The organism is Shinella sp. HY16 (assembly GCF_028534175.1).
Taxonomy (GTDB): Bacteria; Pseudomonadota; Alphaproteobacteria; order Rhizobiales; family Rhizobiaceae; genus Shinella.
The window spans coordinates 137661-164078 of the sequence record NZ_JAHYXL010000003.1 but is presented as its reverse complement, the minus strand read 5'-3'; the positions used below and the strand labels follow the sequence as shown (position 1 = coordinate 164078).

The window sequence follows — 26418 nt, the reverse complement described above, 5'->3', positions numbered from 1 at the left end:
GCTTACTCCTCGATGCCCTTGGTGCCGCGGCGCTTCAGGTACTTGTCCCAGTAGAAGTCGTCGGCATTTTCCGCCGTCACGATGGACAGGCCGTTGTCGACAACCGGGATGCTCATCGGGTTGAAGCCGGAGCGCTTGGCGTCGTTCATCGGGTCGATCAGTTCCGGATGCTTGGCAAGCCAGAGCAGCATGAAGCCCATATAGCCCTGCATGCCCTGGTTCGGGTTGATCGAGCCGAAGACTTCGCCGGCCTTGATCATGTCAAGGATGTTGGCGTTGACGTCCGCGCACATGACGAGGACCTTGCCGCCGGCTTCCTTGTTGGCCTGCGCCGCGCCGATGGCGGAGTTGGCTTCCGGCATGAAGACCGCGCCGAGGTTCGGGTTGGCCTGGATGAGGCTCGACAGGCCCTGATAGGCCTTGGTCGGGTCCTGGTTGGACGCAGCGCGGCCGACCAGCTTCATGTCTGGCCACTTCTCCTCCATGCGGGCGATGAAGGCGGAAATGCGCTTGTCGTGGTTGTCCTGACCCGGATTTTCAAGGACCGCATATTCGCCCTTGCCGCCCATCTTCTCGGCGATCGCATCGGCGGCATAGGTGCCTTCGCGGGTATTGTCCGAGGTGATGAAGGAGACGCGCTTGGAAAGCGGCGAGTCGGCAGCGAAGGTCACCACCGCCGTGCCCTGGTCGATGGCGCGGTTGATCGGCTCGATGAACGGGTCGGAGTTCATCGGGTGGACGAGAATGCCCGCCGGGTTCTGTGCCAGTGCCTGGTCGAAGGTGGCGATCTGCTTGTTGACGTCATATTCCGGCGTGCCGGTGTATTCCGTCTCGCAGCCGAGCTGCTGGCCGGCCTGCTTGAACATTTCATAGACCGGGAACCAGTATTCGACGCCCGAGACCATGACATTCATGACGTATTTCTCGCCCGGCTTGCAGCGGAACGGGTTCTCCGTTTCGGCCGCCGCGGAACCGGCAAAGAGCGTCGTCGCAAGGACCGCCATCGCGGTCGTCGTCAGAAAAGTGCGCAAGTATCCTCCTCGGGGCGAAAGCCCCTCCCAAAAAGCCCGTGGGCGTCGTTCCGACGCCGGTGATCTCCGTGAAGACCGGAATTCCTCCTCGAAGTCCGGTATGGGCAACTAATCGCAAAGCAGAGGGGGTGTCAATATAATTCAGACATTGAAATATATTTCATACTCAAATGGTGAAATCAAGCCCGGAGACTGAAATATCTTTCATCCTTTGGAGACGGCCGCCACGGAAGCGGCGAAGACCGGATCGGCCATCAGCGCGCGGCAACGGGCAAAACGCCCGTCTGCATAAGCGCGGAAGTCGGCGGCCGGATTGCCGTTCGCCAGCTGGATGAGCCCCCACAGGGTCCAGAGCAGGTCGCACATCGCCTTGTAGATGACGATCCGGCCGCGCTCGGCCGGTTTCGGCTCGCCACCGAAATAGGCGCGAATCATGGCCTCTTCCTGCGCGCGGTCGAACTCCGCCTCCACCGAGAGGTCGCCGAGATCCCACATCGGGTCGTTCATGCCGGAATATTCCCAGTCGACGATCCACATGCGGTCTCCCGTGTCGAGGAAGTTCTCGCAGAGCGGATCGCAATGGCAGGCGACGACGGGCAGCGGATGGGCGGCAAGCGCGGCGCGCACCGCCTCCGCCTCGCGCAGTCCCTCGTGATAGCCTTCCGGCAAGGCGACATCCTTGGTGGCGAGCACCGCAAGGTAATCGTCGATCATCGCGAAGAGCTCGAAGCGCGCGGGAAAGACCGCACCGCTGTCGTGCAGGCGGCGGAAGGCCTCGCCTGCACGCGCCGGGGCGCCGGCGACGGCCTTGAAGCCCTCCGGCGTCATCGTCGTCGCACCGGGAATGAAGCGCGTGACCATCAGCCCGCTCGCCGGATCCGCGTGAAAGACCTCCGGCCCCACGCCGACACGCGCGGCTTCCCTTGCCGCAGCGGCCTCGTTGCCGCGATCGATATATTCCTCCGTGCCCCTGCCGGGCACGCGCAGGCACCAGTCACGGACGCGGAAGACGAGGTTGGTGAGGCCACCGAGCCGTTCCACGGGACCGTCGTAGCCTGCCAGAAGGGGGATTTTTGCGATTGCATCCAGGGCCTGCCGCTCGTCGCTCATCAACACCTCCTTTTGGCCGCCCGGGACGGTTTCACAGATTTCGGCCTTTCGCTATCATCATCAGAATACGGGAGAAAAGGCTATGGCAAACGGGCATCACGAGGGCGCACTCGGCGCGGTCTACAATGCAAGCGGCACGGAGGAGGTCGCAGCCCTCTATGACGGCTGGGCGGAGACCTACGACGCCGACATGGCGAGCGCCGGCTACCGTCATCCGTCGATCTGCCTTGCGCTGCTTGCGCGCCACCTGCCGCGTGGCGCCGCGCCCCTGCTCGATGCCGGTGCCGGCACCGGGCTCATCGGCGAGTGGCTGGCGATCCTCGGCTATGCCCATGTCGAGGGCCTCGACATTTCCGAAGGCATGCTCGCCCGGGCGGCAGCAAAGAGCGTCTATGCCGCCCTGCATCGCGCCGCCCTCGGCAATCCCCTGCCCTTCCCGGACGGTCACTTCGCCGGCATCGTCTCGTCCGGCGTCTTCACGTCAGGCCATGTCGGGGTGGAGGGCCTGCCGGAGCTTGTCCGCATCACACGGCCAGGCGGCATCCTCGTTCTGACGGTGAAGAACACGCTCTGGAACGACGGTTTTTCCGACCATCTGGCTACCCTGGAGCGCGGGGGCATCCTCGAGCGGGCCGAGGAAACGGCGCCCTATGTCTCGATGCCCGGCGAGACGGGCACCGTGCCGAGCCGCGGCGTCGTGCTGAAGGTGCTGCGCCACGGCTGAGGCAGCGCCGGTCAGGCCGGCTGCACCTCGACGGTCACATGCGACAGCGCACCGAGATGGGCAAGCCGCGCCTTGTAGTCGGACGGCGCCTTCGGCTGCGGCGAGGACAGCGAAACGATGGCGGCGTGGTGGCCCGGGCCGACCTGCCAGACATGCAGGTCGGTAATGCGCTCGTCGCCGCGCTCCAGCGCCGTGCGGATACCGTCCGCCAGCGCGCCGCCCTCCGGCACCGCATCGATCAGCACGCCGCCGGTCTCGCGGATGAGGCTCCATGACCAGCGCACGATCACCAGCGCCCCGACCACGCCCATCAGCGGATCTGCCCAGAGCCAGCCGTAGCTCCGGCCGACCAGCAGCGCCACGATGGCGAGGATCGAGGTCAGCGCGTCCGCCAGGACATGCAGATAGGCGGCGCGCAGGTTGTTGTCGCGCGCGGAATGCGGGTGATCATGCGCATGGTGATCATGATCATCATGGTCGTGGTGATGATGGTGCCCGCCATGACCATGGCCATGACCGTGATGGCCATGGTGGTGATGCGCGTGATCGTCCCGCAGCAGCCAGGCGCTGACAAGGTTCACGGCAAGGCCGGCAACGGCGACGGCGATCGCCTGGCCGAAATGGATCTCGACCGGGTTGGCAAGGCGCTGGAAACTTTCCCAGCCAATGAGCAGGGCAATGAAAGCGAGGATGATGGCGCTGGCAAAGCCAGCGAGATCGCCAAGTTTTCCCGTGCCGAAGGTGAAGCGCGGGTCGCGCGCATGCCGGCGCGCATAGGAATAGGCAAGCGCCGCGATCAACATGGCGCCGGCATGGGTGGACATGTGCCAGCCATCTGCCACCAGCGCCATCGAGCCGTAGATCGCACCCGCGACGATTTCCGCCACCATCATGCCGGCCGTCAGCGCGATGACGAGCCAGACCCTGCGCTCGTTGCGGCTATGGTCTGTGCCGAGAAAGACGTGCTCGTGTGTGGACCTTGCCGTCATGTCGTTTGCCATGGGATTTCCTTTCGTTGTAGCCGGCGAGACTGGATCCCTTCGACAGGTCCCGCTGCGCGGTACATCCCGCCGTAGCGGGAACTGCGCTACTTCATGTAGGTCCGGATGACCCCGATCAGTTCCTCGCCGCCCTGAAGACAGTCCGCCTTCGTTTCGGCCTCCATCACATGGTGGCGCAGGTGATCCTCCATCACCTCGGCCGTGAGGCCGCCGAGCGCGCCGCGCACCGAGGCGAGCTGGCGCATGATCTCCGCACATCCCGCCTCGCCTTCCAGCGCCCGTTCGATGCCCTCGATCTGGCCACGAATGCGACGCACGCGGGCGATCAGCTTGTCCTTCTGCTGGATGGTGTGGCCCATGCAGGTCGTCCTTCGAATCTATACTATAGAGGGGTATACTATATGAATCATTCTCCGGGAAGGCCCGAGGGCCCTCCCTTCCTCAGGATCAGGCTTTCACACGCGCACCGGCCGGGTCGTAGAGCGGTTCGAGATGAATCTTTGCCGGCGTGCGCTCCATGGCGACGACGAGTTCATAATCGCCGCCTGTCAGGAAATCGTCGTCCACGCCCTCGGCGCGGCGCACATAGCCGTAGCCGACATTCTTGCCGAGCGTGTAGCCATAGCCGCCGCTGGTGAGGTAGCCGACGGGCTCGCCGTTGCGCAGGATCGTCTCACGGCCGACGAGCACGATATCGGGATTGTCGACCGTGAAGCCGGCCAGCGCCTTCCTGCGCTTTTCCCCTTGCAGGGCCTCCAGCGCCCGGCGGCCGAGGAAATCGGTATTCTTGCGCAGCTTCACCGCCCAGCCGAGACCGGCATCGAGGGGGGTGTCGTTCGGCGTGATGTCGGATCCCCAGGCACGATAACCCTTTTCGAGGCGCAGCGATTCCAGGGCGCGGTAGCCGACAGGGCGTATGCCGAACGGGGCACCGGCCGTCATCAGCGCGTCGAAGACCGTGCCGATGGCATCGATCGGCACATGCAGCTCCCAACCGAGCTCACCGACATAGGTGACGCGCAGCGCCCGCACGACATGGCCGGCGAGCACGATTTCCCGCACCTGGCCGAAGGGGAAGCCCGCATTGGAGACATCGGCATCGGCCAGCGCGGCCAGCACGTCGCGCGCCTTCGGCCCCATCAGCGAGAGCGTGCCGAAATCCTCCGTCACATCGCGAAGCGTCACGTCGAGACCATCGGGAAGGTGATCCGTGATCCAGCCGAGATCATGGGTGCGGAAGCCCGTGCCCGTCACGATGTAGAACTTTTCCTCGGCGAGCCGCGCCACCGTCAGGTCCGCCTCGATGCCGCCGCGGGTGTTGAGAAGCTGCGTATAGGTCAGCCGCCCCACCGGCTTGCCGACATCGTTGGCGCAGATCCAGTCGAGCGCCTTCAGCGCGTCCGGCCCCGTCATCTCGTACTTGGCGAAGGAGGATTGGTCGAAGATGCCGACGGCCTCGCGCACATGGCGGTGCTCGTCGCCGACCGTCGAGAACCAGTTCTGCCGGCCCATCGAATAGACGTCCCGTGCCTCCATGCCCTTCGGCGCAAACCAGTTCGGCCGCTCCCAGCCGAGCTTGGAACCGAACACCGCGCCATACGCCTTCAGCCGCTCATAGAGCGGCGAGACGACGCGCGGGCGCCCGCTTTCATATTCCTCGTGCGGGAAGCCGATCGTATAGTGCTTGCCATAGGCCTCCAGCGTGCGGTCGAGCACCCATTGACGGTCGCGGTGCATGCCGGCGAAGCGGCGGATATCGACCACCCAGAGATCGAGCGGCGCCTCGCCGTCAACGACCCATTGCGCCAGCACCCAGCCGGCCCCGCCGCCCGACGCGATCCCGAAAGCGTTGAAGCCCGCACCGACGAACATGTTGCTGCATTCCGGCGCCACACCGAGAATGAAGTTCCCGTCGGGCGTAAAACTCTCCGGTCCGTTGATCATCTGCTTGACGCCGACCTTTTCCAGCGCCGGCACGCGGGCGATCGCCTCCACCATATGCTGCTCGAAATGGTCGAAGTCGTCATCGAACAGCCGATAGGCCCACTCATCCGGCACATCGCCGGTCGTCCAGGGCTGCGGGTTCGGCTCGTAGCCGCCCATGACGAGCCCGCCGACCTCTTCCTTGAAGTAGGTGCGGCGATCCGGATCGCGGATCGTCGGCGCATCGGTTGCAAGCCCCGGCACGGCTTCCGTGATGATATACTGGTGCTTGACCGGCTGCAGCGGCACGTTGATGCCGGCCATCGCGCCCACCTGCCGCGCCCACTGGCCGGCGCAATTGACCACCTTCTCGCAGGCGATGTCCCCGAGCGTCGTGCGCACGCGCCGGATACGGCCGCCCTCGATGTCGAAACCCGTCACGCGCACGTTCTCGACGATCTTCGCGCCGTGCATGCGCGCGCCCCTGGCGAGCGACTGGGTGATGTCCGAGGGGCTCGCCTGCCCGTCCGTCGGCAGCCAGCTTGCGCCGACGAGGTCGCCGACCTCCATCAGCGGCCACATGGCCTTGACCTCCTGCGGCGTCAGGAGATGCATGTCCATGCCGAAGCTCTTGGCGGTGGTGGCGAGGCGGCGGAACTCCGTCCAGCGGTCCTGGTTGGTGGCGAGCCGCAGGCATCCCGTCATCTTCCAGCCGGTCGCAAGGCCTGTCTCGGCTTCGAGACCCTTGTAGAGATCGACGGAGTATTTCAGCACCCGGGTGATCGACGCCGAGGAACGGAGCTGACCGACGAGACCGGCCGCATGCCAGGTCGAGCCCGAGGTCAGCGTGCCCTGCTCCAGGAGGATCACGTTCGCCTTGTGGTCGCGGGCGAGATGATAGGCTGTCGAGCAGCCGATGATGCCGCCGCCGATGACAACGATCTCAGCATGGGATGGCAGGGTCATTTGGTGTGTTTCCCGTATTTCGTTCTGTAGTGGTCGAGCGCCCTGTCGAGGCGATCGAGATTTTCGGCCGTGTAGCCGACATAGTCGGCCCCCGGGGCTTGGAGATGGAGTTCCGACACCATGCTCCACATCGCCTCACGCAGCAGCGAGGCGCATTGCATGGCCGCGTGCGAGCGAAGGATCGCCGGGTCGGGGGCACCGGCGAAATAGGCATCGAGAAAATCCTCCGCCTCGTCGGGCGAAAGCCCGGCATTGGAGGTGGCGCCGGCAAGATCGAACATGGCGGTGGAGAAGCCGGCATATTCGAAATCGATCAGCCAGAGCCGATCGCCATCGTCGAGGATATTGGCCGGCAACAGGTCGTTGTGCGCGAAGACGATCGGCAGCGGCGCCTGGGCGGCCTCCAGTTCAGCGGCAAGCGCGAGGTAGCCCGGAAGATGCGGCTTCATGCGGCTGCCACCCTCCCGCAGCGTGCGGGCATAGTCGCGCACCACGTGGAACGGCCAGAAGAGGAAGGCGGCGCCGCTGACCTCCTGCGGCATCTCGCCATGGAACCGGCGCAGCAGGTCGGCCACCCGCCGCCGCCCGGCGGCAACATCTTCCGCGCTGAACGTCTTCGCACCGAGAAAGGCAGAGACCATCACACCGGGCTCAGCATAACGCACTTCGGGACCGAATCCAGCCGCATGCGCCGCGCGGGCCGTCATCAGCTCCCGCTCGCGGAAGACGTGATGGAAGGGATAGTCCCGGCCAAAGCGCACGACATGGCGCCCTACCGCATCGCTGACGAGATAGCTCTCGTTGCTGATGCCGCCCTTCAGCGGCGCGATCTCGATGCGGCCCTCCCAGCAGGGCAGAGCGCGGATGCGATCCTCGACGGCCCGGCTGGGTTCGACATGACCGTCCATCAGCTCACCCTTTCACGAATGCGGTTCGCGCCGGCTGAGATCAGCCGGTCCGCGATGATGGCGATGAAGGCGACGGACAGACCGGCGACGAGGCCGCGCCCCGTATCGGCCTTGGTGAGCGCGATATAAACCTCCTGCCCAAGATCACGCGTGCCCACCAGCGCCGTGATGACCAGCATGGAAAGGGCGAACATGATCGTCTGGTTGAGGCCGAGCAGGATTTCCGGCAGCGCCAGCTTCAGCTTGATCTTGACGAGAATCTGCCCGGGCGTGCAGCCCATGGCTCGGCCCGCCTCCACCACACGCGGATCGACGCGGTGAAGGCCCAGCACCGTGTAGCGGATCGCCGGCACGACGGAATAGGCGACGACGGCGATCATCGCGGTAAAATCCCCGACGCGGAAGAGCATGACGACAGGCATGAGATAGACGAAGGAAGGCAGCGTCTGCAGCGTGTCGATAAGGAGTTGCAGCCAGCGCCACAGCCGGTCGCGCTCCGCCGCCAGAATACCCAGCGGCACGCCGATAAGGCAGGCAAAGACGACGGAGACGCCGCAGAGATAGACGGTGATCATCGCCTTCTCCCATTGCCCGGTTGCGGCGATCAGGAAAGAAAGCACACCGACCAGCGTGGCGAGACGCAGGCCGCCCAGCCGGTAGCCGGCCAGCGCGAGCAGCGCGACGACACCCGCCCAGGGCAGGTCGCCAAGCAGTCGCTTCAGCGGAACGAGGAGGTTCAGCAGAATGGCGTTGCGGATCGCCTCCAGCGCATCGAAGAAATTGACGTTGATCCAGCGCACCACTTCGGACCAGAAAGTGCCGGTGGAGACCTGCCAGCTTTCCGGAAAGCTCTGCAGCGCGGGCACGGCAAGCCCGGCGAGGAAGGTCACGACGACGATGGCGAGCGCGGCGACGAGATAGGCATGACGGGAAACGAAGCCGCCATCCGTCGGGAGACCGGCTGCAGGCCGCCCAGCTTTCTCCGCATAGGCCTGGCTCAGCCGGTCGAGCGCCACGGCGAGCGCGACGATTGCAAGCCCGGCTTCGAGGCCCGCGCCGATATCGAGGCGGCGGAGCGCGGCGAGCACGTCGAAGCCGAGGCCGCCGGCACCGATCATCGAGGCGATGATGACCATGTTGAGCGAGAGCATGATGACCTGATTGACGCCCACCATCAGGCTGTCCTTGGCCGAGGGCACCATGATCTTCCAGGTCATCTGCCGCCGGCTGCAACCGACCATGTTGCCGAGGTCGCGGATTTCCGATGGTACGGAGCGCATGGCGAGGATCGTGACGCGCGCCATCGGCGGCAGGGCATAGATCAGCGTCGCGACGATGGCTGCGGTCGGACCGAAGCCGAAGAAGACGAGCACGGGCACGAGATAGGCGAAAACGGGGATCGTCTGCATGAGGTCGAGGATGGGAACCAGTACCCGCTCGAAGACCGGCCAGCGCCAGGCGGCAAGGCCGAGCAGCAAGCCGGCCACCACGCCGATCGGCACCGCGACGACGATGGAGGCAAGCGTCACCATGGCGCTCGTCCATTGGCCGAAGAGGACGAGGAAGCCGAAGCAGGCCGTGACGAGCGCGGCGAGCCGCACGCCGCCGGCATGATGGCCGATCAGCGCAACGATGGCGAGAACCGCCAGCCAGGAGAGTGGCGGCAGGTGCTGCACGGCGCTCGAGCCCTGCCCCGACAGGAGCCCGCTCGAGAGCAGGCCGAGCGCCACCCGATAGGGCAGGTCGATGATCTCGGCGAGGAACCGGGTGAAGTCCGTGAAGGTGAAGAGGCCGAAGCTCGCCTCGTCCACCAGCCATTTCGTCGCCTTGCCGATCCAGCGCGCCGCCGGGATCTCGAAAGCGCGCGGGTAGGAGAAGGCCCATTTCGCAACGCCCTCGCCGAACTGCCAGAAGAGGACGAAGAGGGCGAGCGCCGCAGGCCACAGCCAGCGTGTCCGCACAGCACCACGCGCGGTCGGGTTTTCCGGGATCGGTTCGGCGACTGGCTGGAGAACGGGGAAGGACGCGCCCATGTCGTCAGCCCCGCATCATCACGTCAACGACCGCCGCGCGGTCGAGGAGGCCGACGGGTATTCCCGCCCCGTCGAGTGCGGCGAGTGTCTCCGCACCGTGCGAAAAAAGCGGCGCGGCTTCGGCCACCGGCGCATTGGCGCGGATCGAGGCCTGCGGCAGCGTACCGTTGAGCGGCCGCATGAGGGTGGCCACCTTGACGACCTTGGCCCTGGCGACGCTGCGCGTAAACTCCGCCACATAGGGGGTCGCCGGGTTCAACACGAGATCCTCCGGCGTGCCCGCCTGCACGATCTCGCCATCCTTCATGATGGCGATGCGGTCGGCAAGGCGGATCGCTTCGTCGAAATCATGTGTGATGAAGACGATGGTCTTCCTCAGCACCGATTGCAGGCGCAGGAACTCGTCCTGCATCTCCCGTCGGATCAGCGGGTCGAGCGCGGAAAAGGGCTCGTCGAGGAACCAGAGCTCCGGCTCGACGGCAAGCGAGCGGGCAATGCCGACGCGCTGCTGCTGGCCGCCGGACAGCTCGCGCGGGAAGGCATTCTCGCGGCCGGCAAGACCGACGAGATCGATCATGCGCCGCGCCCGCTCCTCTCGCGCCGCTCGCTCGACACCCTGGATCTCCAGCGGAAAGGCGACATTCGCCAGCACCGTGAGATGCGGCAGCAGGGCGAAATGCTGGAAGACCATGCCCATCTGGTGGCGGCGGATCTCGATCATCCGCGCCTCGCTCGCCGCCAGGAGATTCTCGCCGTTGAAGAGGATGTCGCCGGAGGTCGGCTCGATGAGACGGGAGAGGCAGCGCACCAGCGTCGACTTGCCCGAACCGGACAGGCCCATAATGACGAAGATCTCGCCCTCGCGCACCTCGATGTTGACATCGCGCACCGCACCGACAGCGCCGGCCGCGCGCAACTCCGCACTCGTCAGCCGGACAGACGAGGAGCCGACGAGGGATTTGCCGCCTGCTCCAAAAATCTTCCAGACGCCGCGGCAGACAAGTTTCGGTTCGCTAGAGGCCATTTTCATTCCGGTCGCGTCATCGAAACGCGGTCCTTGCGGGACCGCACGAAAGGTGCCCGGCCTCCCCTGCTGGCGGAGGGCCGGGCCTTGCGCGCTACTTCTTGATCCAGCCGGACCAGCGCGCTTCGTTCGCCGTCATCCATTCGGCGACCACCTCGGAGACCTTCTTGCCGTCGAGGTCCACCTTGGTGATCATCGCCCCCATTTCGTCGTTGTTGATGTTAAACGCCTTAATGGCGGCATAAGCGCCCGGCCACTTGTCCTTGACGCCGGACCAGCCGACCTTCCAGATCGGGCCGAAGGGCTTGCCGCAATCATAGGCGGCATCGGGGTTCACGCCGGTCGCCGCATCCTCGTAGCATTCCTTCGAATAGGGCGGGAACTCGACCCACTCGCCCTTGTACTTGGCCGGCGCCCAGTGCGGCGCGTATATCCACAGGAGGATGGGCGCCTGGCGCTGGTAGGCGCTTTCCAGTTCGGCAAAGAGCGCGGCGTCCGTGCCGGCATGGATCACCTCAAAGGGCAGGTCCAGCGCCTCGACGCGCTCGTCATCGAAGCCGCCCCACGTGACGGGGCCGCCGAGATAACGCCCCTTTGGCGCGGTTTCCGGAATGGAGAAGGCTTCCGCGCATGCCTCGCTCTTCAGCGCCTCCCAGTTCGGCAGGCCGGGGCATTTCTCCTTCATATAGGCCGGATACCACCACTCTTCCTTGGCCTGCATGCCGGTCTCGCCGAAATTCTCGACCTTGCCGGTGGCCGTCGCGGCGTCCATCGCGTCGCGGCCGGTCGTTTCCCACATTTCCATGGCGACGTGCAGGTCGCCGGTTTCCAGCCCCGCAAACTGCGCGAGATAGTCGGCCTGGACATATTCGACGGAATAGCCGGCCTTCTTCAGCACCTCACCCATGATCTCGGTGGTGATGAGCTGGCCCGTCCAGTCGTGCAGAGTCAGCTTGATGGGGTCAGTGGATTCCTGCGCCGCTGCGGGCGCAATCGTGAAGGCCGCGGACAGGCAGAGCGTCGCGGCAAACAGTCCTGACAGGCGAATAGGTTGAAACATGCGTGATCTCCCGGTCGCACTTTGAAGTCGATGCTGTATGATGCGCCGGATGCCGTTCCCCGTACTTTTGTATCTGTCGGCCTGCGCACGGTAGCGATCTCACGCTGGATAAAAGCGGCTGTCAATCCTGCAATGTGGCTTTTTCTGCCTTTATGACCGAATTTGCGGCTTTCTTGCCAGATGATCCGTCTAGGATTATGAAGCAGGAGAACGCATGCGGACATGACGACGATGAACCACTCCAAACGGCACAACGACATTCTGAGGCTGCTCCAGCAGGACGGCACGGTGACGATCGCCGACCTTGCCAAGAAACTCGACGTTTCGCTGGAAACCGTGCGACGGGACATCAAGCCGCTGACGACGAACGGCACCGTGCTGAAGATGCACGGCGCCGTAGCGCTGCCCTCCGTGGTCGGCGAAGCGCCCTTTGAAAAGCGCATGCGCGAAAACAGCGAGGCGAAGAAGGCGATCGCCGTCGCCATGGCCGCGACGATTCGCGACGGTGATTCGATCATGCTCGATACGGGCACGACGACGAGCTACCTCGCCCGTGAATTGCTGGGGCACCGACGGCTGACGGTCGTGACCAACTCCTCCGACATCGCCCGCACCCTTTCAACGGTCAACGACAACAGGGTCTACATGGCGGGCGGCGAATTGCGCAGCGACAACGGCGCCGCCTTCGGCGTCTCGGCGATCGAGTTCATCAGCCATTTCACCGTGGGCCATGCCGTGATTTCCACGGGCGCGATCGATGCCGGTATCGGGGTGATGGACTACGACCTCGAGGAGGCGGAGTTCGCCCGGGCCGTGGTCTCGCGCGGCAAGCGAGCCGTCGTCGTCACGGATCATACGAAGTTCGGCCGGCAGGGGCTGGTACGGGTCTGCGAATTCAGCATGCTGACCGATCTTTTCACCGACAAGACGCCGCCCCGCGATGTCTCCGCCTCGCTGAAGGCGGCTGGCGTCAACGTCACGCTGGCACGCTGACGAAAAAGCGGCCCGGCGGATATCCCGCCGAACCGCTTTGCATCCCCCTCGGAAACCCGGGCGATCACGTCATCATCGAGCACTGGCGCCCGAAAAGAGCGCAGGGATCCTTGTAGACTTCCCCGCACTCAAAAGCCTTGTGGCTAGTAGGCATTTTCGTAGGCGGCGCAGATTTCCGCCTGCGTCTTGCCGGCAAGGTAGGCGATCTCGCCTTCCTTGTGCTTGACGTAGACATCGGCAAAGCCTTCCGGGAACCAGCCGCACACCGTTGCATTGCCACGGAACCGCTGGAGCGCGGCCTCCAGCGTCTGCGGCAGACGAACGTAGCCGCGTGCAGCCAGCGCCTCGACGGTCAAAAGAGATAAATCCTCCTGCGTCGCCTCCGGCACGGCAAGCCCCTCTTCGATACCCTGCACGCCGGCATGCACGATGGCGGCAAGCGTCAGATGCGGATTGGCCGTGCCGTCGGCAGCACGGAACTCGAAATTGAACTGGGCAGCGCGGGCGATGTCGCTGATGTCGGAAACCGGGCAGATGCGCACCGACGCCTCACGATCGCGGAAACCGAGATTGTTGAAGGCCGCGCTCCAGCGATGCGGCGTGAGACGCAGATAGGAGACGACGCTCGGCGCGGTAATGGCGATGATCGAATCGAGGTATTTCAGGATGCCGGCAACGAACTTTCCGGCGACGTCGGAGAGCTCGTGCTTGCCGTTCGGATCATGCGTGACGGGATTGCCGGCTGCGTCCAGCATGCTCATATGCACATGCACGCCATTGCCGACGCCCGCGGGGTCGCGGATCGGCGTGAAGGTGGGATCGTAGCCAAGCTCGCGGGCGACAAGACCGACGAGCTCGCGGGTGATCAGCGAATGGTCCGCGACGGTGACGCCCTTCTGCGGGCCCATCGTCACCTCGAACTGGCCGGCGCCGAACTCCTTCAGGATGGTGTCGGGCGTGACGCCCGCTTCCCGCATCGCCGCGATGATCGCCTCGCAGAAATGCCGCTCCTCCTGGAATCCCCCGAGCGTAAAAGCCTTGCCGATATCGGAGACGAGGTGCTTGATCTGGAATTCGTGCTCGAAAGCGCCGTAGAGCGTGACGCCCGCCACCCTTTGCAGGCGATCTAGCGCCGCCTCGAGGATCGAGCGCGTGCAGAATTCCCAAGGCCGACCATCGGTATAGCGGATGTTGCCGAGAACGAAATTCTCGTTCGGTGCCCCCTCCTCGCTCTCGATGCTGACGCTCGTCGCCGGATCGGGAATGAGCACGAGATCGCCGAGCGAGCCGAACGGGCTTTCGGCGATGTTGTCGAAGCAGGTGATCTGCACATTGGTCGGCGTCCAGCCGACGCCACGCCTCAGGCGCTTTTCCATCTGCACCAGCGGAAAAGCCTTGCCGCGCACTTTGCCCGAAAGGTCGCCGCAGCAGGCGACCATCATTTCTTCACGTTTCATCAGCGTCCCCGTTGATCTGATCATAGCCCGGCATCGAAAAGCGGATGCCGTCCCAATCCTTGATGCGTTTCTGCGTCGCCCCCCAATCGGCCTCGGAGACGCGCACGATCAGCGCCTCGACAAGTGCCATGGCGGCCGCCACCGTATCCCAGGCCGTGCCGGCATCGATCGGCAGCGCGACGATATGGTCGGCGCTGCGTGCCGCCGGCGACATCCACTTGTCGGTGACGACGACGATCGTCGCGCCGCGCTTTTCGGCGATGGTCTCGGCAAGGCGCGCCAGGCTGAGCTGGTAACGCCGGAAATCGAACAGCAGAACGACGTCCTTCCGGCGCATGCGCAGGACGTGCTCCGGCCATATTTCCGGGTTGCCGGCCATATGGTAGATGCCGCTGCGGATCTGGCGCAGGTGGATCGACAGGAACGCGGCGACATTGTCGCTGACGCGCCCGCCGAGCAGGAAAATGTTGCGCGCAGGATCGGCGAGCAGCTCGGCAAGGATGTCGAACTGCGCCTGCGACACCGTCGCGGTCATCTCCTGCATCACGGCCGAGACGCGCGCGACGTATTCCGACAGGAATTCCGAATGGCCCACCGGCTTCTGGCTCGATTTCAGGTCGAGCGGCGAGCGCTGCCCTTCCTTCAGCTCGGCAATCAGCTGGCGCTGCAGGTCCTGGAAGCCCCCGCAGCCGATCTTGCTGACGAAACGGGTGATCGAGGGGGCGCTGACACCGGTCTTGGCCGCCAGTTCCTGGATGCTTTCGAGGCCCGTGAAGGGGTAATCCGCAAGAATGGCATTGGCGATCTTGCGCTCGCTGGCGGTCAGCTGCGCTGCGGCATCGCGAATCCTCGTGCGGATCGTCGTCGACGATTTCCCATCGCTCATTGGCGTTCGTTCCCTTGGTTGGTCCGGATATTTGCGCCATGAAAAAAATTAGTCAAATGGAAAAATGCAATTGACTATGATCGAAAAATTTCTTTGACTGACTGTCATGAAAACCCGACCCACCGGGTCCACGACGGATGCCACTCCATGCTCAGGTTCGCCGACCGCGACACGACCAGACTGCTGCAGACGGGCGATCCGGAGCCGGTGGAATGGATCAATGCCGCCGGTGCCTCTTCGATCTTCCTGACCTGCGAGCATGCCGGCCGCGCCATTCCGGCGGCCCTCGGCGATCTCGGCATTCCCGCCGCCGAAATGGACCGCCACATCGCCTATGACGTCGGCGCCGAGGGCGTAGCCCGCGGTCTTGCCGAACGGCTCGACGCCGCGCTCGTCCTGCAGCGCTACAGCCGCCTCATCATCGACTGCAACCGTCCCTTCGAGGCGAAGGACTGCGTCGTCCTTGAGAGCGATGGCACCCCGGTGCCGGCCAATGCCGATATCTCCGATCTCGACCGCCGCCGCCGCTTCGTGGAGATTCACCAGCCGCTGCACGAAGCGATCGCCGCCGCGCTCGACCAGCGCCAGGCAAGCGGAAAGCCGCTTCTCCTCGTCTCGGTGCACAGCTTCACGCCGGTGATGCGCGCGACGGGCGCCGTCAGGGATTTCGAACTCGGCCTGCTCTACAATCGCGACGCCCGCCTTGCCGAACGGCTCGCGCAGACGTTCCGCGCCGCCAATCCGGACGTTACCGTCAAGCTCAACGCACCTTACCACGTCGACGACATCTCCGACTACACGATCCCGGTGCATGGCGAGCGGCGTGGCATTGCGCATGTGCTTCTGGAAGTCCGCAACGACCTCATCAACGATGCCCGCGGGCAGGAGGAATGGGCAGGCCGCCTGGCCGGCCCCCTCCGCCTTGCGGCAGACAGCCTCGAAGGAAACGCCTGATGGCCGCTGACCATCTGACCACCCGTGACGTGCCGCTCGATCCGGCCGCCTCCGCCATTCTCTTCATCGACGTGCAGAACTTTTCCGTGCGCCGCGAGGGCGGCGAGTTCAAGGACGTGTCCGACGCCGATATCGCCGGGAAATACGGCTATTATTTCAAGCGCATCCACGAGGTGGCGATCCCGAACATGCAGCGCCTGCTCGAAGGCTTCCGCAAGGCCGGCATCGAGGTGTTGCACACGACCATCGAGAGCCTCACCAGGGACGGCCGCGACCGCAGCCTCGACTACAAGATCACCGGCTTCAACGTGCCGAAGGGCTCATGGGACGGCAAGGTCATCGACGAGCTGGAGCCGCTCGACGACGAGATCGTCTTTCCGAAGAGCTCGTCCAGCGTCTTCGTGTCCACCCATATCGACTATATCCTGCGCAATCTCGGCGTAAAACAACTCGTGCTGTGTGGACTTCTGACCGACCAGTGCGTGGAATCGGCCATTCGCGATGCCTGCGACCTCAACTATCTCGTGACGCTCGTGCCGGATGCCTGCGGCACCTATTCGCAGGAGCGGCATGATTTTTCGCTCAACGCCATCAAGGGCTATTGCCGCCAGGTCTCGACCGACGCGCTGCTGAAGGAAATCGGGCAGTAAGGCCCGCAGACGAACAGACGGGACGGAACAAGGAGCATCCGAAAGCGGGCCGCAGAACAAAACAAAAAGGCCGGACCGCGCGACATTTCACTGCCGAAAGGCATTAAAAAGGGGAACGACCATGATGAAGACTTCAAGACTGCTTCTGGCGGCCGCAAGCCTTGCGCTCGCCGCCTCCGCGGCCTTTGCCGAAGACGACAAGATCGTCATCGGCGGCGCACTTTCCATGACGGGCATCCAGGCCCCGCTCGACACGCCCGGCTATAACGGCGCGCAGGTCGCAGTGAAATATCTCAACGACAACGGCGGCGTGCTCGGCAAACAGATCGAGTTCATCAACATCGACGGCAAGTCCGATCCCGTCACCGTCGGCAACGTCGCCGTCGAGCTGATCGACAAGGGTGCCCAGGTCATCGTCGCGCCGTGCGATTTCGACTTCGGCTCGCCGGCGAGCCGCGAGGCGCAGTCGGCCGGCCTCGTCGGCATCTCCACCTGCGCGTCCGACCCGCTCTATTCTTCCTGGTCGCTCGGCGACAAGCAGTTCACGCTTTCCATGTGGAACACCACGATGGGCGCGACCGCGGCCGATTTCGCCTTCAAGGAAAAGGGCTGGAAGACGGCCTATGTCGTTACCGACCAGTTCATCGCCTATACCAAGTCGCTCTCGAAATACTTCGTCGAGCAGTTCAAGGCCGATGGCGGCGAAATCCTGCTGGAAGACACCTATACGAACGGCGACAACAATTTTTCCGCCCAGCTCGCGCGTCTCCAGGCGCTCGGCAAGAAGCCGGACGTGATCTTCGTCTCGTCCTACGGCACGGATATCGGCGTGATCATCCGCGCGTTGCGTGAAGTGGGTTATGATGCGCCGATCCTCGGTGGCGATGCCTATGACGACCCGGCGATGCACCAGGCGCTCGGCGAAAAATTCGGCAACAACGTCTACTTCGTCACGCATACCTGGATGGGCCCGGAAGCCCACCCGGACATGGCGAAATTCATCGAGCTATACACCGCCATGCATGGCAAGGCACCGGATACGTCCTTCGTCTCGACCGGCTGGGATACGATCATGCTGCTTGCCGAAGCGATCAAAGCGGCCGGCACGACGGAAGGCGGCGCACTCGCCAAGGCGCTGGAAGACGGCCAGTTCAAGCTTCTGACCGGTGACCTCGACTATGGCACGGCAGAAGAGGGCCACGTTCCGAACAAGGCGGCGGCACTCATCGAGCTGAAGGGCGGCAAGCCGACCTTCGTGGGCTGGCGCAAGCCGGAATCCCTGCCGAAGCCCTGATCGCACCTCACGGGCCGGCCCTTGAAGCCGGCCCATCACCTTCGGAAAAGCCATGTCTGAAACCCGCCTCGCGGTAAACGACGTGTCGGTGGAATTCACCGGCCTCCGCGCCCTCGACCATGTATCGCTCTCCGTTGCAACCGGCGAGGTCGTCGGCCTCATCGGGCCGAACGGCTCCGGCAAGACCACGCTCATCAACGCCATCACCGGCCAGGTGAAGCTTGCGGGCGGCACGATCACCGCCGGCGGCACAAAACTCTCCGGCCTCTCCCCGCGCGAGATCGCACTGGCGGGCGTCAGCCGTTCCTTCCAGATCGTTCGCCTCTTCAACACGATGACGGTGCTGGAGAATGTCGAGGCCGCGGCGCTGGCAAAGGGCGCCTCGCGCACCGTTGCCGCCGAGCGCGCCAAGGGCCTGCTCGCCGAACTCGCCCTCTCGGCAAAGTCGGACGAACTGGGCGAAAGCCTCAGCTACGGCGACAAGCGCCGCGTCGAGATCGCCCGGGCGCTCGCCGCCGAACCGCGCTTCCTGCTGCTCGACGAGCCCGCCGCCGGCATGAACGACGCGGAGACGGAAACCCTGCTGCACACCCTGTCCGAACTGCCGAAGAAGCGGGGCCTCGGCCTACTCATCATCGACCACGACATGGGCCTCATCATGCGCCTCTGCCACCGGCTGCATGTGCTCGCCTCCGGCCGTACCATCGCAGAAGGCGACGCCGCCCATGTCCGCAGCCATCCTGATGTCATCGAAGCCTATCTCGGCAAGGGAGCGGCGCATGCTTGAGATTTCCGACCTCTCCGTCAGCTACGGCACGATCCGCGCGGTGCGTGGCGTCAGTTTCTCCGTCGCCAAAGGCGAGCTGGTCAGCCTGCTCGGTGCCAACGGCGCAGGTAAATCCTCCACCATCAAGTGCATCGCCGGCGCGCTGAAGGCGGCGGGCGGTTCGATCGTGCTCGAAGGCAAGGACATCACCGCCGCCAACCCTGAACAGGTCATCCGCGCCGGCCTTGCCACCGTGCCGGAAACCCGTGACGTCTTTCCCGACCTGACGGTCGCCGAAAACCTCATGCTCGGCGCCTACATCCACCGCCGCGACCAGGCCGGCAACCGCCAGAACCTCGAAAAGCTGCACACGCTTTTCCCGCGTCTTGCCGAGCGCGCGCACCAGCCTGCCGGCACGCTTTCGGGCGGCGAGCAGCAGATGCTGGTCATCGCCCGCGCGCTGATGGCGCGGCCCAGCGTGCTCCTTCTCGACGAACCCTCGCTCGGCCTTGCGCCCGCCATCGTCGAGCGCATCTTCGAGATGATCGAGACACTGAAGAAATCCGGCCTCACCATCCTGCTCGTCGAGCAGAACGTCAACCAAGCGCTCTCCGTCGCCGACCGCGCCTATGTCATGCGGCTCGGCGCCATCGTCGCCTCCGGCACCGCCGACGAGATCCGCTCCGGAAGCGATCTTAGCGCACACTATCTGGGAGGCTGACCGATGGCTTTCGCGATCCAGTTCGTCATCGACGTCCTTAGCCTCGGCGGGGCCTATGCCCTCATGGCGCTCGGACTCGTCATCATCTACGGCATCCTGCGCCTCGTAAACTTCGCCTATGGCGAACTCATCATGGTCGCCGGCTACACCATGTATCTTTCGAGCGGCTCGGGCCTGCCCTGGCTGGTCATGGCCGTCGTCGCTGTCGCCATGGCCGTGCTTTTCGGCATCCTCACGGACTACGCCGCCTTCCGTCCGGTGCGCGCCAAATCGGTAACCGCCGTCCTGATCACCTCCTTCGCCTTCTCCAACCTGTTGCAGAACGCCGCCCTGCTCTTCATCTCGCCGCGCCCACGCAACGTGCCGCTGCCGGAGATCTTTTCGCAGACCGTCTCGATCGGCGGCGCGATCACGCCGGTGCGCAACCTCATCACCATCGCCGCCTCGATCGTGCTGCTCGCCGCCGTCGCCTTCCTGATGCGCAAAACGACGCTCGGCATCGCCATGCGCGCGGCGGCGACAAACTTCACCATGGCACGCATGCTGGGCGTCCCGGCGAACCTCATCATCTCCTCGGCCTTCGCGTTGTCCGGTTTCCTTGCCGGCGTCGTCGGCATTCTCTGGATCGGGCGCATCGGTACGGTCGTGCCGGGCGTCGGACTGGAGCCGCTGCTCGTCGCCTTCATCGCCACCGTCATCGGCGGCATGCGCAGCCTTCCCGGCGCCGTCGTCGGCGGCTTCCTCCTGGCGCTCATCGACACGACGCTCAACTACACCCTGTCGCAGGACCTCCTGAAATTCCGCGACGCCTTCACCTTCAGCCTCGTCATCCTGATCCTGCTCTGGCGTCCGCAGGGCCTCATCAAGGGTCCGGCGAGCGGGCAGCGGACCTGAGGAGCGGATCCATGAAACACACCTATCTCACCGCGCTCATCCTCATCGCTGTCGTCGCCGTCATCGCCATCGGCAGCCAGATGCTCGGCATTCGCCTTTATGACCGCATCGCCACCAACCTCCTGATCTCGCTGGTCCTCGTCGTCGGCCTGCAGACCTTCATGGGCAATTCGGGCCTGCTCTCCTTCGCCCATATCGGCTTCATGGGTTTCGGGGCCTACACCTCCGCTGTGCTGACCATTCCCGCGCAGATGAAGGGCATGGCGCTGCCGGATCTCTATGACTTCCTGAAGGTCGTCGAAGTCTCGCCGTTCCTCGCCATGCTCGCGGCCGGCGTCGTCGCCGCGCTCGTGGCGGCAGTCGTCGCCTATCCACTGATGCGGCTCTCGGATGCCGCGGCCGTCATCACCTCCTTCGCGCTGCTCGTCGTGCTCTACACGGTCATGAACAACTGGAGCGCGATCACCAACGGGCCGCGCACGCTCTTCGGCCTGCCGAAGACGACGGACATGCCGCTCGCCGCCATCATCGCGGCCATCGTCATCGTCGTCGCCCTCCTCTTCAAGGAATCGCGCACCGGCAAGCTTCTGCGCGCCTCGCGGGAAGACGAAGTGGCCGCCGCCGCACTCGGCGCCGATATCCCGCGCCTGCGCTGGCGCGCCTTTATCCTCGCCGCCTTCATCGCCGGCATCGGCGGCGCGCTCTGGGGCCACTTCATCACCTCCTTCGCGCCGAAAGCCTTCTACCTGAAGGAAACCTTCCTCATCGTTACCATGCTGGTGATCGGCGGGGCGAACACGGTGACGGGCGCCGTCGCCGGCGCGATCCTCATCACCTTCGCCTATGAGGGCCTGCGCGGCACCGAAAGCGCGCTGAACGCCTCGGCCATCGGCGCCGGCCAGGTCGTCGGTCTCACCGAGATCGTGCTGGCACTCGCCATGATCGCCGTGATGATCGTCAAGCCCGGCGGTCTCTTCCCCAACCGCGAGATCGGCCACATCCTCACCCGCGCCCGCCGCAAGAAGGAGTTTTCGTCGTGAACTGGAAAACCGCCTACCGTTCCTTCTACTATGCCAATGCCGAGGAACCGGACGACATTACGCTCGACCCCGATACGACGGCCCTGCTCGTCATCGATATCCAGAACACCTACCTCGACCCGAAGGACACGCTGGAGGAAACCGCCCGCTGGCAACCCTTCTACGATCGCATGCGGGGCACGGTGATTCCGAACACTGCACGACTGATCGAAGAATGCCGCAAGCGCCAGGTGGAGGTCATCTTCGCCCGCATCGCCTGCCAGAAGCCGGATGGCCGCGACCGCTCGCTGAGCCAGAAGAAACCGGGCTTCAACTACCTGCTGCTGCCGAAGGAACTGCCCGAGGGCCAGGTCGTGCCGGAACTCGAACCGCGCGCTGACGAGATCGTTATCACCAAGACGACCGACAGCGCGCTGACCGGCACGAACCTTCGCCTGATCCTGCACAACATGGGCATCAAGGACGTCATCTGCTGCGGCATCTTCACCGACCAGTGCGTCTCTTCCACCGTGCGCAGCCTTGCGGATGAAAGTTTCGGCGTGGTCGTCGTCGACGATTGCGGCGCGGCGGCGACGGACGAGCTGCACCGGCGTGAGCTGGAGATCATCAACATGATCTACTGCCACGTCGTCCAGCTCGACGAGGTCCTGACCTTCTTCAAGTAACGAGGAGAGCGACATGTCCGGCCTCTACGCCCGCGAAAGCCGATCGGTCTCGACGATGGCGCATCTGCGCTTCTTTCCGCAGGCGGTGGTCGGCGGAAACGGGGCCTATCTGACCGGCGACGACGGGCGAAAGCTGCTCGATTTTGCCGCTTCCTGGGGCGCAGCGAGCCTCGGCCATGCGCATCCGGCCATCCGCGAGGCGGTAAACCGCGCGCTCTCCGACCAGGCGGGTGCAAGCTACCTCTCCACCGCCAACGAACCCTGCGTTCTCCTCGCCGAGAAGCTGCTGTCCCTCGTGCCGGAGCGCGCCCGCGGCCGCGTCTGGTTCGGACATTCCGGCTCGGATGCCAACGAGACGGTCGCCCGCATGGTCGTCGCCGCCACCGGCCGGCCGCGCATCCTCGCCTTCGACGGCGCCTATCACGGCGGCACCGTCGGCTCCATGGCCGTCTCCGGCCACCCATCGCAACAGGGCGCGCGTGCGAAGAACCTGACGCTCATACCCTACCCCAACAGCTACGCCGCCGGCAGCCCGGATGCCGCGAAGGACGCCGCCCTCGCCCACCTCGAAAAACTTTTCGCGACGGAGGTCCCGCCGCAGGAGGTCGCCGCCTTCTTCATCGAGCCGATCCAGTCGGATGGCGGCATGCTGGTTCCACCGGACGGCTTCTTTCCAGCGTTGGAAGCGCTCTGCCGCCAACACGGTATCCTCATCGTCTCGGACGAGGTGAAGGTCGGCCTCGGCCGCACCGGCCGCTTCAACGCCTTCGAACATCTCGGCATCGAGCCCGATATCGTCGTCTTCGGCAAGGGCCTCGGCAGCGGTCTGCCGATTTCGGCGGTGGTCGGCCCGGAGGCGATCCTGAACCACGCCGTCGCCTTTTCGCTGCAGACCGTGCACGGCAATCCCGTCTGCGCCGCGGCGGCGCTCGCCGTGCTGCACACCATCGAGCGCGACAACCTGGTGGCAAACGCCGAGCGGACGGGCCGCGTGCTGCGCGAGGCGCTCGACCGCCTCGCCGCCCGCCACGCCCTGATCGGCGATGTACGCGGCCGCGGCCTCGCCCTCGGGGTCGAGTTGACGGACGCACGCCAGACAGCGCTGACGGTCTACCGCGCCTTCCAGCTCGGCCTCGTGCTCTATTATGTCGGCGTGAATTCCAACGTGCTGGAGTTTACGCCACCGCTGACCTTGACGGAGGCGGAAGCGCAGGAGGGCGTCGCGATCCTCGGCCAGGCGCTCGCCGATGTCGCGGCGGGGCGTGTCGACGAAGCGTTGCTTGCGGACTTCGCCGGCTGGTAGGTTTCAGGCGGCCGAGAGGCGAAGCGCGACGCCCAGCAGGGTGCGTGCACCGGCGATGATATGTTCGTCGGAGACGAACTCCGCCTCGTTGTGGCTGACGCCGTTCCGGCACGGCACGAAGATCATCGCCGCCGGTGCAACCCGACCCACGAAGAGCGCGTCGTGGAAAGCGCCCGACACCATCGGCCGGCAACGGATGACGAGCGCCCGGCACGTCTCCTCGATAGCCGCCGTCACCGACGGGGCAAAGCGCCCGGGAGCCATATCGACCCGTTGCTGGATGGCCGTCCTGCAACCCCACCGCTCGCCAGCCCCCTCGCATTCCTCCCTCACACGCTGCTCCATCGCTGCTAGCGTCGCTGCGTCCGGATGGCGGATATCGACGGTAAAGGAGACCCGGCTGGGGATGACATTGATGGAGCCGGGCTCGGCAGCAATGCGGCCGACCGTCAGCCGCGCTTCGGGATCGGCAGGCATGATATCGTCCTGGATACGCGCGATGGCGGCCGCAGCCGCCCCCATGGGATCCTTGCGGAACTCGAGCGGCGTCGTGCCGGCATGCGCCGCCTCGCCGGAGAAGGCGACCTCCAGCCATTTCGTGCCCTGAACAGCGGTGACGACACCGATCGGCACATCCTCGCGTTCAAGGATGGGGCCTTGCTCGATATGCAGTTCGACAAAGGCGGAGATCGGGTGCCCGATGGGGCGCACCCTGGCCTGGGGCAAGGCATCGAGCGTCGCTGCCAGTTCGTCGGCAAGCAGCGCACCGTCCGTCGCCTGCGCACCCCGCCAATCGGACATGCTGCCCGCCCTGGCAAAGGCCATGGAGCCCATGCATCCCGGTGAGAAGCGGCTGCCCTCCTCGTTGGTAAAGGCGACCACTTCGATGGCGCGGTCCGTCTCTATGCCCGCATCGGCGAGCGCCTCCAGCGCCTCGAAGGCGCTGAGCGTGCCGAGCGCGCCGTCGAAGCGGCCGCCGGTCGGCTGACTGTCGAGATGGCTGCCAATAAGGAGCGGCGGCAGCGCCGTATCCCGGCCTTCACGGCGGAGAAAGAGATTGGCCGCTTCATCCTGAAACACGCCGAAACCGCGGGCCATTGCACGTTCGGCGAGGAGCCGCCGGGCAGCACGATCTTCGACGCTCAAGGCCTGCCGATTGACGCCGCCGGCGGGTGTCGCGCCGATGGCCGCGAAGTCGGCAACGGATCTGAGGAGGCGCGCGGGGTTGACCTCCGGCTGCCGGCTCATCGGCCGAGGCCTGCGATGAAACGCTTCACCCGGTCTGGATCGACCGCGTTCCACCAGACACCGTCATATTTGAGGGCACTGGCGATGATGACGCCGTCGGCGACGGCAAGGATGTCATTGGCATTGTCGTGGGTGACGCCGCTGCCGACCAATGTCGGCAGCGAGGCGGCCTCCTTGATCATGCGGATATAGCCGAGATCAGCCGTATGGCCGGTGCGCTGGCCGGTGGCTATGACGACGTCGGCGTCGAAGAAAACGAGATCCTTGACCTGCTCCTCCACCGGCCGGTCGGCGACGATGGCATGTGCGCCGTGCTTGACATGGGCGTCAGCGAAGATGCGGATACCCTTGGCGCGAAGCTGCGCGCGGTAGCGCATGGCGCGGGCGGACTCTCCCTCCACGATACCTTCGTTGGCGATATAGGCGTTGGCCCACTGGTTGACGCGGATGAAGGAGGCCGACGACGCCGAGGCGATGGCAAGCGCCGGGATTGCCGCATTGGCGAGCACGTTGATGCCGATGGGCCGGCCGAGTTCGCGGCGGATGCGGTCGGCGATGACGGCCATATGGGCGGAGGTTTCATGACCGATATCGTCAGGCTTGGCGAAGGGCACGTCACCGTGGTTTTCCACGATCAGCGCATCGCAGCCGCCGGCGAGGTAAGCGCGCGCATCCGAGAGGCCGCGCTCGTAGATTGCATCAACGCCCTCGTCGTCATACCGCGGCGCGCCGGGCAGCGGCATCAGGTGCACCACGCCGATCACCGGCTTGTCGCGCCCGAAAAGCGTCTTCAGCGTATCCTTGTCCTGTCGTCCGATAGGGTTGCTCATGGCGATCACACGTTTTCCAGTTTCAGTGTCTTGGTAAGGGCGGAGATTTCCGCCCGGGTCGGGAAGGAGGCGAGCGTGCCGGGGCGGCCGACGGCAATACCGGCCGCTCGTGTCGCCAGTAGCGCAGCGTCCGGCAGCAATGCCCCCTGGGCAAGAAGGCCCACCAGCGTGCCCGCGAAACAATCACCCGCGCCGCTGGCATCGACGGCCTCCACCTCTCCGGGCGGCAGGCGGATGCCGGACGAGGCCCCCTCATCGAGAAGCAGGGCGCCTGCACTGCCGAGCGTGACGATGGCGCTGCCGGCGCCCATGGCGAGCAGGCGGCGCGCGGCGCGCTCGGCATCGGCCTCGCCGGTCAGGGCTTTCGCCTCCGGCCGGTTGACGACGATGAGCGACACCGCCGAAAGATCGAACGGGTCGGCCGGCAGCGGGCTCGGATTGAGGACCGTGACGAGGCCCGCGGACCGCGCCGCCGCCAGGCAGGCCAGTGTCGCCGCCTGCGGGAGATTGCCCTGCATCAGCAGGATGTCCCCGGCTGCCCATGTGTCGCAGAGGGCGGTCATGGCGAGCGGGTCGAAGGCTTCCGCACAGGCTGCGGCGGTAACGATGACGTTTTCGCCGTCACGGTCGATCATGATCACCGAGCGGTCGCAAGGCAAATCGAGATGCAGGAGGTGAAGCGCCGGGATTTCGGCGGCGATCCGCCTCTCCACCCAGTCGCTCGCCGCATCGCGGCCGACCGGCGCCCAGAGGGCCACCGCGGCCCCCGTGCGTGTCGCGGCGACCGCCTGGTTGGCGCCCTTGCCACCCGGGCCGTCGCCGGCAGCGGTCGCATTCAACGTTTCGCCGGGCAGCGGCAAGCGCTCCAGGCGAAAGCTCGTATCGATGCAGACATTGCCGACGACGTGAATGGTCATGGGACGCGTTCCTGGGCTCT

Annotated in this window: 24 protein-coding genes and 1 pseudogene; 11 read left to right on the top strand and 14 right to left on the bottom strand. The window is 65.1% G+C overall.

Annotation, left to right across the window (positions count from 1 at the left end; all coding sequences use genetic code 11):
- Positions 1–2 precede the first annotated feature (2 nt).
- Positions 3–1031, bottom strand: coding sequence for a substrate-binding domain-containing protein (locus K0P03_RS27210; protein WP_023515422.1), 1029 nt, complete (start codon positions 1029–1031; stop codon positions 3–5).
- A gap of 204 nt (positions 1032–1235) precedes the next feature.
- Positions 1236–2141, bottom strand: a complete 906-nt coding sequence (locus tag K0P03_RS27205) for a phosphotransferase (RefSeq protein WP_430441573.1) — start codon at positions 2139–2141, stop codon at positions 1236–1238.
- Between the two features lie 82 nt (positions 2142–2223).
- On the opposite strand from K0P03_RS27205, the gene K0P03_RS27200 reads away from it, so the two are divergent.
- Positions 2224–2865, top strand: coding sequence for a class I SAM-dependent DNA methyltransferase (locus K0P03_RS27200; RefSeq protein ID WP_272791192.1), 642 nt, complete (start codon positions 2224–2226; stop codon positions 2863–2865).
- An 11-nt stretch (positions 2866–2876) separates the two neighbouring features.
- Here K0P03_RS27200 and dmeF read toward each other — a convergent pair whose 3' ends face one another.
- The 7 genes from dmeF to K0P03_RS27165 form a co-directional block, all read right to left on the bottom strand.
- The gene (dmeF, locus tag K0P03_RS27195) at positions 2877–3866 is read right to left on the bottom strand and encodes a CDF family Co(II)/Ni(II) efflux transporter DmeF (RefSeq protein WP_050744794.1); all 990 of its coding nucleotides are present in this window, start codon (positions 3864–3866) and stop codon (positions 2877–2879) included.
- 86 nt (positions 3867–3952) lie between these two features.
- Complete coding sequence (locus tag K0P03_RS27190) at positions 3953–4225, bottom strand: metal/formaldehyde-sensitive transcriptional repressor (RefSeq protein WP_023516304.1); 273 nt, start codon at positions 4223–4225, stop codon at positions 3953–3955.
- Between the two features lie 88 nt (positions 4226–4313).
- Positions 4314–6755 carry a GcvT family protein gene (locus K0P03_RS27185; RefSeq protein WP_272791191.1) on the bottom strand — a complete coding sequence of 814 codons (2442 nt, stop codon included), beginning with the start codon at positions 6753–6755 and terminating at the stop codon, positions 4314–4316.
- A complete protein-coding gene (locus K0P03_RS27180; RefSeq protein ID WP_050744792.1) occupies positions 6752–7663 on the bottom strand; it encodes a phosphotransferase in 912 nt (303 codons plus the stop codon). The genes K0P03_RS27185 and K0P03_RS27180 overlap by 4 nt, the downstream gene beginning before the upstream one ends.
- On the bottom strand, positions 7663–9696 hold the full coding sequence (locus K0P03_RS27175; RefSeq protein WP_272791190.1) for an ABC transporter permease: 2034 nt from the start codon (positions 9694–9696) through the stop codon (positions 7663–7665). Before K0P03_RS27175 ends, K0P03_RS27180 begins: the two co-directional genes overlap by 1 nt.
- Before the next feature lie 4 nt (positions 9697–9700).
- The gene (locus K0P03_RS27170; RefSeq protein WP_272791189.1) at positions 9701–10720 is read right to left on the bottom strand and encodes a quaternary amine ABC transporter ATP-binding protein; all 1020 of its coding nucleotides are present in this window, start codon (positions 10718–10720) and stop codon (positions 9701–9703) included.
- A 94-nt stretch (positions 10721–10814) separates the two neighbouring features.
- Positions 10815–11780 carry an ABC transporter substrate-binding protein gene (locus K0P03_RS27165; RefSeq protein ID WP_272791188.1) on the bottom strand — a complete coding sequence of 322 codons (966 nt, stop codon included), beginning with the start codon at positions 11778–11780 and terminating at the stop codon, positions 10815–10817.
- A 231-nt stretch (positions 11781–12011) separates the two neighbouring features.
- On the opposite strand from K0P03_RS27165, the gene K0P03_RS27160 reads away from it, so the two are divergent.
- Entirely contained in the window at positions 12012–12773 is a 762-nt protein-coding gene (locus K0P03_RS27160; RefSeq protein WP_023514862.1) for a DeoR/GlpR family DNA-binding transcription regulator, read from the top strand.
- 143 nt (positions 12774–12916) lie between these two features.
- Here K0P03_RS27160 and K0P03_RS27155 read toward each other — a convergent pair whose 3' ends face one another.
- Both K0P03_RS27155 and K0P03_RS27150 read right to left on the bottom strand, forming a co-directional pair.
- Positions 12917–14230 carry a glutamine synthetase family protein gene (locus K0P03_RS27155; protein ID WP_023514863.1) on the bottom strand — a complete coding sequence of 438 codons (1314 nt, stop codon included), beginning with the start codon at positions 14228–14230 and terminating at the stop codon, positions 12917–12919.
- Positions 14220–15116, bottom strand: a complete 897-nt coding sequence (locus K0P03_RS27150; RefSeq protein ID WP_023514864.1) for a MurR/RpiR family transcriptional regulator — start codon at positions 15114–15116, stop codon at positions 14220–14222. Before K0P03_RS27150 ends, K0P03_RS27155 begins: the two co-directional genes overlap by 11 nt.
- Before the next feature lie 147 nt (positions 15117–15263).
- Between K0P03_RS27150 and K0P03_RS27145 the strand changes: the two are divergent.
- The 9 genes and pseudogenes from K0P03_RS27145 to K0P03_RS27105 all read left to right on the top strand — a co-directional run bounded on the left by K0P03_RS27145 (position 15264) and on the right by K0P03_RS27105 (position 23403).
- Positions 15264–16080 (top strand): annotated as a pseudogene (locus tag K0P03_RS27145) (N-formylglutamate amidohydrolase).
- Entirely contained in the window at positions 16070–16720 is a 651-nt protein-coding gene (locus K0P03_RS27140) for an isochorismatase family cysteine hydrolase (protein WP_272791186.1), read from the top strand. Before K0P03_RS27145 ends, K0P03_RS27140 begins: the two are co-directional and overlap by 11 nt.
- 121 nt (positions 16721–16841) lie before the next feature.
- The gene (locus tag K0P03_RS27135) at positions 16842–18014 is read left to right on the top strand and encodes an ABC transporter substrate-binding protein (RefSeq protein ID WP_272791185.1); all 1173 of its coding nucleotides are present in this window, start codon (positions 16842–16844) and stop codon (positions 18012–18014) included.
- Between the two features lie 52 nt (positions 18015–18066).
- Complete coding sequence (locus K0P03_RS27130) at positions 18067–18801, top strand: ABC transporter ATP-binding protein (protein ID WP_272791184.1); 735 nt, start codon at positions 18067–18069, stop codon at positions 18799–18801.
- Complete coding sequence (locus K0P03_RS27125; protein ID WP_272791183.1) at positions 18794–19501, top strand: ABC transporter ATP-binding protein; 708 nt, start codon at positions 18794–18796, stop codon at positions 19499–19501. Before K0P03_RS27130 ends, K0P03_RS27125 begins: the two co-directional genes overlap by 8 nt.
- A gap of 3 nt (positions 19502–19504) precedes the next feature.
- Complete coding sequence (locus tag K0P03_RS27120) at positions 19505–20395, top strand: branched-chain amino acid ABC transporter permease (RefSeq protein WP_023514870.1); 891 nt, start codon at positions 19505–19507, stop codon at positions 20393–20395.
- Between the two features lie 11 nt (positions 20396–20406).
- Positions 20407–21435, top strand: coding sequence for a branched-chain amino acid ABC transporter permease (locus tag K0P03_RS27115; RefSeq protein ID WP_272791182.1), 1029 nt, complete (start codon positions 20407–20409; stop codon positions 21433–21435).
- Positions 21432–22100 carry a cysteine hydrolase family protein gene (locus tag K0P03_RS27110; RefSeq protein ID WP_272791181.1) on the top strand — a complete coding sequence of 223 codons (669 nt, stop codon included), beginning with the start codon at positions 21432–21434 and terminating at the stop codon, positions 22098–22100. Before K0P03_RS27115 ends, K0P03_RS27110 begins: the two co-directional genes overlap by 4 nt.
- 13 nt (positions 22101–22113) lie before the next feature.
- The gene (locus K0P03_RS27105; protein WP_272791180.1) at positions 22114–23403 is read left to right on the top strand and encodes an aspartate aminotransferase family protein; all 1290 of its coding nucleotides are present in this window, start codon (positions 22114–22116) and stop codon (positions 23401–23403) included.
- A 3-nt stretch (positions 23404–23406) separates the two neighbouring features.
- On the opposite strand, the gene K0P03_RS27100 is transcribed toward K0P03_RS27105, so the two are convergent.
- From K0P03_RS27100 to K0P03_RS27090, 3 genes are read right to left on the bottom strand one after another with little or no spacing between them, the layout of a single operon-like run.
- Positions 23407–24651, bottom strand: coding sequence for a Zn-dependent hydrolase (locus tag K0P03_RS27100; protein WP_272791179.1), 1245 nt, complete (start codon positions 24649–24651; stop codon positions 23407–23409).
- On the bottom strand, positions 24648–25481 hold the full coding sequence (locus tag K0P03_RS27095) for a BtpA/SgcQ family protein (protein WP_023516090.1): 834 nt from the start codon (positions 25479–25481) through the stop codon (positions 24648–24650). Before K0P03_RS27095 ends, K0P03_RS27100 begins: the two co-directional genes overlap by 4 nt.
- A 5-nt stretch (positions 25482–25486) precedes the next feature.
- On the bottom strand, positions 25487–26398 hold the full coding sequence (locus tag K0P03_RS27090) for a ribokinase (RefSeq protein WP_023516089.1): 912 nt from the start codon (positions 26396–26398) through the stop codon (positions 25487–25489).
- Between the last annotated feature and the right edge of the window lie 20 nt (positions 26399–26418).

Excerpts from the sequence above, each read along its gene's own strand:
- K0P03_RS27205 (WP_430441573.1), bottom strand. The coding sequence starts at position 2,141 with ATGAGCGACGAGCGGCAGGCCCTGGATGCAATCGCAAAAATCCCCCTT.
- K0P03_RS27200 (WP_272791192.1), top strand. The coding sequence starts at position 2,224 with ATGGCAAACGGGCATCACGAGGGCGCACTCGGCGCGGTCTACAATGCA.
- dmeF (WP_050744794.1), bottom strand. The coding sequence starts at position 3,866 with ATGGCAAACGACATGACGGCAAGGTCCACACACGAGCACGTCTTTCTC.
- K0P03_RS27190 (WP_023516304.1), bottom strand. The coding sequence starts at position 4,225 with ATGGGCCACACCATCCAGCAGAAGGACAAGCTGATCGCCCGCGTGCGT.
- K0P03_RS27185 (WP_272791191.1), bottom strand. The coding sequence starts at position 6,755 with ATGACCCTGCCATCCCATGCTGAGATCGTTGTCATCGGCGGCGGCATC.
- K0P03_RS27180 (WP_050744792.1), bottom strand. The coding sequence starts at position 7,663 with ATGGACGGTCATGTCGAACCCAGCCGGGCCGTCGAGGATCGCATCCGC.
- K0P03_RS27175 (WP_272791190.1), bottom strand. The coding sequence starts at position 9,696 with ATGGGCGCGTCCTTCCCCGTTCTCCAGCCAGTCGCCGAACCGATCCCG.
- K0P03_RS27170 (WP_272791189.1), bottom strand. The coding sequence starts at position 10,720 with ATGGCCTCTAGCGAACCGAAACTTGTCTGCCGCGGCGTCTGGAAGATT.
- K0P03_RS27165 (WP_272791188.1), bottom strand. The coding sequence starts at position 11,780 with ATGTTTCAACCTATTCGCCTGTCAGGACTGTTTGCCGCGACGCTCTGC.
- K0P03_RS27160 (WP_023514862.1), top strand. The coding sequence starts at position 12,012 with ATGAACCACTCCAAACGGCACAACGACATTCTGAGGCTGCTCCAGCAG.
- K0P03_RS27155 (WP_023514863.1), bottom strand. The coding sequence starts at position 14,230 with ATGAAACGTGAAGAAATGATGGTCGCCTGCTGCGGCGACCTTTCGGGC.
- K0P03_RS27150 (WP_023514864.1), bottom strand. The coding sequence starts at position 15,116 with ATGAGCGATGGGAAATCGTCGACGACGATCCGCACGAGGATTCGCGAT.
- K0P03_RS27140 (WP_272791186.1), top strand. The coding sequence starts at position 16,070 with ATGGCCGCTGACCATCTGACCACCCGTGACGTGCCGCTCGATCCGGCC.
- K0P03_RS27135 (WP_272791185.1), top strand. The coding sequence starts at position 16,842 with ATGATGAAGACTTCAAGACTGCTTCTGGCGGCCGCAAGCCTTGCGCTC.
- K0P03_RS27130 (WP_272791184.1), top strand. The coding sequence starts at position 18,067 with ATGTCTGAAACCCGCCTCGCGGTAAACGACGTGTCGGTGGAATTCACC.
- K0P03_RS27125 (WP_272791183.1), top strand. The coding sequence starts at position 18,794 with ATGCTTGAGATTTCCGACCTCTCCGTCAGCTACGGCACGATCCGCGCG.
- K0P03_RS27120 (WP_023514870.1), top strand. The coding sequence starts at position 19,505 with ATGGCTTTCGCGATCCAGTTCGTCATCGACGTCCTTAGCCTCGGCGGG.
- K0P03_RS27115 (WP_272791182.1), top strand. The coding sequence starts at position 20,407 with ATGAAACACACCTATCTCACCGCGCTCATCCTCATCGCTGTCGTCGCC.
- K0P03_RS27105 (WP_272791180.1), top strand. The coding sequence starts at position 22,114 with ATGTCCGGCCTCTACGCCCGCGAAAGCCGATCGGTCTCGACGATGGCG.
- K0P03_RS27100 (WP_272791179.1), bottom strand. The coding sequence starts at position 24,651 with ATGAGCCGGCAGCCGGAGGTCAACCCCGCGCGCCTCCTCAGATCCGTT.
- K0P03_RS27095 (WP_023516090.1), bottom strand. The coding sequence starts at position 25,481 with ATGAGCAACCCTATCGGACGACAGGACAAGGATACGCTGAAGACGCTT.
- K0P03_RS27090 (WP_023516089.1), bottom strand. The coding sequence starts at position 26,398 with ATGACCATTCACGTCGTCGGCAATGTCTGCATCGATACGAGCTTTCGC.